General features: G+C 73.8%; 5 protein-coding genes, 1 tRNA gene and 1 pseudogene. 5 read left to right on the forward strand and 2 right to left on the reverse strand.

Annotation, left to right across the window (positions count from 1 at the left end; all coding sequences use genetic code 11):
* The first annotated feature begins 50 nt into the window (after positions 1–50).
* The 3 genes from E1265_RS38355 to E1265_RS33345 are packed head-to-tail and all read left to right on the forward strand — an operon-like array spanning position 51 to position 3206.
* A complete protein-coding gene (locus E1265_RS38355; RefSeq protein WP_207931310.1) occupies positions 51–479 on the forward strand; it encodes a hypothetical protein in 429 nt (142 codons plus the stop codon).
* A gap of 16 nt (positions 480–495) precedes the next feature.
* Positions 496–843 carry a hypothetical protein gene (locus E1265_RS33340; protein WP_132934693.1) on the forward strand — a complete coding sequence of 116 codons (348 nt, stop codon included), beginning with the start codon at positions 496–498 and terminating at the stop codon, positions 841–843.
* Between the two features lie 23 nt (positions 844–866).
* On the forward strand, positions 867–3206 hold the full coding sequence (locus E1265_RS33345; protein WP_132934694.1) for a hypothetical protein: 2340 nt from the start codon (positions 867–869) through the stop codon (positions 3204–3206).
* A gap of 30 nt (positions 3207–3236) precedes the next feature.
* Here the strand turns inward: E1265_RS33345 and E1265_RS33350 are convergent, their stop codons facing one another.
* Positions 3237–4106, reverse strand: a complete 870-nt coding sequence (locus tag E1265_RS33350; protein ID WP_132934695.1) for an alpha/beta hydrolase — start codon at positions 4104–4106, stop codon at positions 3237–3239.
* A gap of 47 nt (positions 4107–4153) precedes the next feature.
* Positions 4154–4226: transfer RNA gene (locus tag E1265_RS33355), tRNA-Glu, on the reverse strand.
* 93 nt (positions 4227–4319) lie between these two features.
* On the opposite strand from E1265_RS33355, the gene E1265_RS33360 reads away from it, so the two are divergent.
* Together E1265_RS33360 and E1265_RS33365 are read left to right on the forward strand one after the other, a co-directional pair.
* The gene (locus E1265_RS33360) at positions 4320–4673 is read left to right on the forward strand and encodes a metallopeptidase family protein (protein ID WP_132934696.1); all 354 of its coding nucleotides are present in this window, start codon (positions 4320–4322) and stop codon (positions 4671–4673) included.
* 132 nt (positions 4674–4805) lie between these two features.
* Positions 4806–5162, forward strand: a pseudogene (locus E1265_RS33365) (hypothetical protein); the annotation flags it as partial.

Raw genomic sequence — 5162 nt, forward strand, 5'->3', positions numbered from 1 at the left:
GGAGAGGTGTATAAGAGACAGGGCTCTACGGGGGGGTGCTCCCGCCCAGCGTGGCGCGGCCACAGGGCCCGGCCGGCGCGCAGGCGATCCAGCAGGCCGAGCGCGCCCTGCGGCAGCGCGCCACGGTCGCCAACCAGCTGGCGCTGCGCGAGGCCGCGGCGGGCGGACGGCCGTTCAGCCCGCCGCCCGGCGCGCCCGCCGGCCGCCAGGGCGCCGACCGCACCACCCGCCGCGCCGCACCCCGCCGCCCGCTCTCCGGTGAGCCGGCCCGCACCTGGCGCGCCACGTCCGGCGCCGCCAGCGCGCAACGGAACCTGACCGGCGCGCCGCCCAGGACGCCCCAGCGGCGGCAGGAGCCGCCGGAATACGAGGAGAAACCGGCGAAACGGCCGGCCGAGCCACGGCAGGACACCGCCGTCTGGTCACCGGACGGCACGCCAGAACCGCGCGCCGCACGCCGCGGCGTGCTCGGCGAGTGAGAAGGAGGACGGGGCGATGAGCGACGAGTCGACCCAGTACCTGCCGGAGCGGTTCCGGGCGAGCGCGGAACTGCACCACGAGTCCGCCGACCTGGCCGAGTCCCTGTCCCGGCTGGTCGGCCGGGTCGCCCCCACCGCCGGCCAGTTCGGCGGGGCCGGCGCCGCCGGGTTCACCGCCGCGCTCGGCGGGACCGCCGCCGAGCGGTCAAGGGCCGCGCAGCGGGCGCGGGAGGACCGGGACGCCACCGGCGAGGGCGCCACCGGCGCGGCGGCCCTCGGCGAGGAGACGGACGGTCTTGCCGCCACGGCCGTCGGCCGGGTCCAACTCGGCGACGAAGCCCGCCGGATAGCCGACAGCGTCTGAGACGAGGACGAGCGAGGACCGTCATGAGCACCATCACCATCACCAACGAGGAGGTCGTCGCTGCGGCCGGCCACGACCCGTGGGAGCTGCGCGAGGAGTTCCGTTCGCAGACCCAGCTGGAGGCGATCGAGACCCTGGCGACCACGTTCCGCAACGGCGCCGCCGAGGCCGAGCGCGCCGGCGAAACGGCGCGGGACGCCGACGCGACCGAGGAGAGCGCGGGCGACCACGGTGGCCAGGCCATCTACGCCGAGGCCGAGCGGCACGTCGCGCAGACCCGGGAGGAACTGGGCGCCGACGAGCTCGACGGTATCTCCCACGTCCTGCGGCAGGTGCATGGCATGGCCGAGGACGTGCTGGAGGCCCACACCGGCGCCATCGAGGGCGGCGGAGGACTCGACGCCGAGGTGGATCGGCAGGAGGCTCAGGCCAACCAGAGCTACGCAAGCGTTCTGACGCAGCTGCGCTCGATGTCCGGGATGGACCGCCTCGGCACCTCCATCAAGGTCTATGACAAGGCCTTCCAGCCCACGGCCGACGCCGAGGAGCAGATCCGCGCCCACATCGAGCAGTTCCACACCCGGGCGGCCGGACGCTTCGCCACCCAGACCTTCGAGGCCATGGACGAGCAGCGGGACGAGTACTACGGGAGGCTCAACCGCTGGCAGCAGGACCTCAAGGACCTCGGCTACGACGTCGGCGACTCGCCCGTCAACATCTGGCGCACCACCGGCCGGGCCGAGTACGAGGGGGAGGAACTGGCAAAGCTGCTGAAGACCGGCGAGCCCGACCCCGAACAGCTGGCCGAGCGCACCGCCCTGCTCTCCGACATCCTCGCTCAGCGCTCCGGGAACGGGCCGGACGCGTTCGACGGCCTCGACGACGCGGACCGGGAGTTCGCGCGGGCGTTCTACGACGCGATGGGGAGCGACGACCTGGCCGCCGCTGGACGGCTCCAGGGCGACCAGTACCGGGATTTCCAGGAGACCCTGGCCAACGGCGTCAACGCCGCCTGGTCGGGCGACGGCCAACGACCCGCCTCCCTGCGGGAGTTCCTGGACAAGGGGGGCCTCGACGGCGTCCGCGACCCGGAGCAGACGCGGCAGGCCGTCCAGCGGTTCAACGACTTCGGCTCGCTGATGAGTCACTCGACCATGGCGCCCAACGACCAGCTCACCACCAGCCTGATCGATGCCGCGGCCGACCGTCAGCGGTGGTGGGAGAACTCCGAGGCGTGGGTCCACGCCCCGCGTCTCGACGGCGCCCCCAAACTGCTGGCGGTCGCCGACGACAACAGCGCCGCCGCGGCCACCGCCTTCGGCGACCAGAACCGGGTCGCGGACATGATGCGCCTGAACTGGAGCGACCGGGGCGTCGCCGCCGGCGAACTGCTGCGCGCCTCCGCCATGCCCGCCGACGGCTTCCGCTTCACCGACTCGCCCGAGGACCTGGCCCGGGTGCGGGCCGGCTACAACACCCTGCAGTACGTCGCCTCCCACCCCGAGGAGTTCACCGAGGTTCCGCCCGGCTCCGGCACGAACCGGGCACACGAGCGGGTGCACGCGGCGGTGCGGCAGGCGTACGCGGACATCGCCGGTCATGGCGAGTACCTCGACCGGCTGGCGAACACGCAGGAGCGGAGTGGTTTCCTCTCCAACCAGCCCGATGTCTTCGCGCTCTCCACGGACGACCGCAACAACCTCTTCCGCGACCTGCTCGGCGGAGACCAGCGGACTCAGGAGGAGTTCAAGCGCGACCTGCTCCAGCACGCCCGGGACACCGCCCGCGACACGGCGCGGTGGACCGACGAGAACCCCGGCGTCCCGCACCCGGACGGCGACCTGAGGGAACGGATGCAGGACCTCGGCCAACTGCAGGGGGCGGTGACCAACGCCCAGCTGGATCTCGTCTACCGCGACGAACACCGGGACGACGAGCGGGCGGACCTGTTGTGGAACGGGTGGACCATGGCCGTCACCGCTGCCGGCGTCGCGCCGGGCGGGTGGGGCATGGCGGCGGGGGCGGCGGACGCACTCTCGGTGCCGTTCGAGCCAGAGGCGTCGGCCGAAGGGAACGACGCCTTCCGGCGCTACGCCGAGCGCCTGCGTGGCGACGACGCCATGCAGTGGGCGATCGACGCCGGCGTCCGTGACGTCGACTACAGCGGCATTCCCGAGGGGCAAGCGGGTAGCCGCTTCAACCCCGAGGGGCAGCGCCCCCATTTCGCGCTGCCGCCCCAGGTCGCCGACGCGTTCGACGAGGGATGGCGGGAAGAACTGGACAAGCCGCCGACCTGGTACTCCGACGACGTGTCCGAGCGCGACGAGGTGCTGGAGTCCTACCGGAGGCGTGCGCGGGACTGATCGGCCGGTCTCCGGCGAACGCCCCGGAACTCAGTCCGCCCCGGCGAGGACCTCGCGCAGTCGGTGTGCGAACGCCTCCGGCTGGCCGGCGTAGCCGGAGTCGGCGCCGAGGAAGCCGCCGTGGTGGCTGGGGAACACCGTCGCTCGCCGGCCGAGCAGCTCGGCCGTGGCCACCGCCGCTCGCCCGGTGAGGACGTTCCGGGACTCCTCGCCCACCGCGACCACGATCCGCGTCGGCGCCGCGGTGAGCGCGGCGACGTCCGGCCGGTGGCCGCTGACGGCCGCGGAGCGGTCGGAGAGCAGCGGATCGTCGCGCGAGCCGTCGTCCTCGGTCGGCATCCCGAACGCGGCGGGGTCCGGCGCCGGCCGGGCGAAGTAGTCGTCGGTGAACTCGCCCTCCCACGACGTCATCGCGACGAAGGCCGCCATGCCGGCGCCCCAGCCCTTGGCCAGGTATGCCTCGCGGACGCCCGCGCTGGCGCGCTCGACGGCCGGGGCGTCGGGGAGCGTGGTGAAGAGCGGTGGCTCGTGCGCGACCAGGGTGGTCACGTCGCCCGGGTGCGCCGCCACGAGGGCGAGCGCGGTCACCGCGCCGCCGCTGCTCGCGAACATCTCCACCGAGCCCGCGCCGAGCGCCTCGACGAGCGCGTGCACGTCGCCGGCCTGCGTCTCGGGCGTGTGGTCGACCCGGCCGTCCCTGCGGGCGCTGCGGCCGAGCCCGCGCGGGTCGTAGGTGACCACGGTGCGCTCGGGGAGCAGCGACGCCAGGGTGCGGAAGCCGCTGGAGTCCATCGGCTGGCCGATCATGACCAACGGCGGACGCCCGTCGACGGTCGGCAGCGGGCCGTGGACGTAGTAGGCGAGGTCGACCTCGGGGGTCTGCAGTATCCGTGCGTTCATGACCGTGTGGACTCACACCACCGCGGAAACTCATCGGAACCTGTGGGTACCCCCAACGGGATTCGAACCCGCGCTACCGCCTTGAAAGGGCGGCGTCCTAGGCCGCTAGACGATGGGGGCCGGATGGAACGAGGTGATCCTACTACGGCACCTCCACGGCCCACCACGTTTACCGGGGTGGGTGGGTGGCAGGACAATGGAGCCGTGCTGGAGATGACGCGCGAGGAGTTCGAGGAACTGGTGAGCGAGGCGCTCGACCGGATTCCGCCCGAGCTGACCCGGCTCATGGACAACGTCGCCGTCTTCGTGGAGGACGAGCCGCCGGTCGGCAGCCCCGAGCTGCTCGGTCTTTACGAGGGCATCCCGCTCACCGAGCGCGGCGAGTGGTACGCCGGGGCGCTGCCCGACCGCATCTCCGTCTACATGGGGCCCACGCTGCGGCTGGTCGAGCGTGAGGGCGGCGACCGGGAGCTGGTGGTCGAGGAGGTCGAGATCACCGTGGTGCACGAGATCGCGCACCACTTCGGCATCGACGACGAGCGGCTGCACGACCTCGGCTACGGCTGAGGCGCGGCGGTCCCGCCGGTTCCGACGGGCCGGCGGCGGGGCGTGTCCTCGGTAGCGGTGCGGGAGTTGAGGAGGGGGAACACCGCCCGGTCCGGGCGGCCACCCCCCGTCGACCGCCGAAAGGTCCCGAACGTGCGTCGTCTCGTCCCCGCCACCCTGACCGCCGCACTGGCCGCCGCGCTCGCCGGCTGCGTCACCGCCGACTCCGAGCGAACCCACGAGCCCGCCGAGGTGGGGCACACCTCGACCGACGCCCGGCCCGACGGCGGTACCGAGCCCGCCGCCGATGGCGCCCCGAGAGCCGGCGGCGACCGGGACGACGCGCGGCCCGCCGAGGAGCGGGCCGAACCGGCCGAGCCAGACGCCGAGCCGGCCGGCGACGGCAAGCGGCCGCCCGCCGAACCGGCCGTCCCGAGCGAGCGGGAGGCCGCCACGCCAAGCCGGCCGTCGGGCGAGCACGCCCCCGACCCCGCGCCGGCGCCCGAGCCC

The sequence above is a fragment of the Streptomyces sp. 8K308 genome, from assembly GCF_004348315.1.
Lineage (GTDB): Bacteria > Actinomycetota > Actinomycetes > Streptomycetales > Streptomycetaceae > Streptomyces.

Bases quoted from the DNA above. Each gene is read 5' to 3' on its own strand.
- E1265_RS33350 (WP_132934695.1), bottom strand. From the start codon at position 4,106: ATGAACGCACGGATACTGCAGACCCCCGAGGTCGACCTCGCCTACTAC.
- E1265_RS33360 (WP_132934696.1), top strand. From the start codon at position 4,320: ATGACGCGCGAGGAGTTCGAGGAACTGGTGAGCGAGGCGCTCGACCGG.
- E1265_RS33345 (WP_132934694.1), top strand. From the start codon at position 867: ATGAGCACCATCACCATCACCAACGAGGAGGTCGTCGCTGCGGCCGGC.
- E1265_RS33340 (WP_132934693.1), top strand. From the start codon at position 496: ATGAGCGACGAGTCGACCCAGTACCTGCCGGAGCGGTTCCGGGCGAGC.